This window comes from Staphylococcus sp. HMSC036D05 (assembly GCF_001836225.1).
In the GTDB taxonomy this organism is placed as follows: Bacteria; Bacillota; Bacilli; order Staphylococcales; family Staphylococcaceae; genus Staphylococcus; species Staphylococcus caprae.
In genome coordinates this window covers 487-1,296 of sequence record NZ_KV827791.1, presented here as the reverse complement: position 1 = coordinate 1,296, position 810 = coordinate 487, and the positions used below count along the sequence as shown (strand labels likewise).

Sequence of the window (810 nt, the reverse complement as noted above, 5' to 3'; positions counted from 1 at the left end):
AACTTTACGATTAAAGTCGTGGATACGACACCACCAGTAGTGAAATCAATAGCGAATCAAACTATAGAAGTGAATACAGCTATGGATACAATTACGATTGAGGCTTCTGATAATAGCGGCCAAGCTGTAACGAACAAAGTAAGTGGTTTACCTGATGGTGTTATTTATAATAGCCAAACAAACGCGATTAGTTTTGCACCTAGAATGCATAGCAGTAACCTTGTTAAAATGAAAGCAATGTCTATTGCTAATAATAAAACAGGCACAATAAGTGGCATACCGACTAAAATCGGTACCTATCCAATTACTGTAACGACGACAGATGCTGAAGGTAATGAAACAATTACGCAATTTATTATTAAAGTCGTAGATACAACAGCGCCAGTAGTAACACCTATCAAAAATCAAACAAAAGAAATTAATACAATTTTAGATCCAATTAAGGTTGAAGCAACAGATAACAGTGGCCAGTCTGTAACAAATAAAATAAGTGGACTACCGGACGGAGTAAGTTTCGATAGTGCCACAAACACAATTACTGGAACGCCAACAAAAGTTGGAAGTTACCCAATTACAATAACGACAACAGATGCGGAAGGTAACGCTACGACAACGAACTTTACGATTAAAGTCGTGGATACGACAAAACCAACGGTGACAGCAATCAAAGACCAAACCAAAGAGATTAACACAGCTATTGATTCAATCAAGATTGAAGCGAGAGATAATAGTGGTCAAGCCGTGACCAACAAAGTAAGCGGACTACCAGAAGGCGTAAGTTTTGATAGTGCCACAAACACAATTACTGGA

Annotated in this window: 1 protein-coding gene; it reads left to right on the top strand. The window is 37.9% G+C overall.

Annotation, left to right across the window (positions count from 1 at the left end; all coding sequences use genetic code 11):
* A partial coding sequence (locus tag HMPREF2580_RS11720; RefSeq protein WP_176747489.1) for a putative Ig domain-containing protein occupies positions 1-810 on the top strand: 810 nt, incomplete at both ends.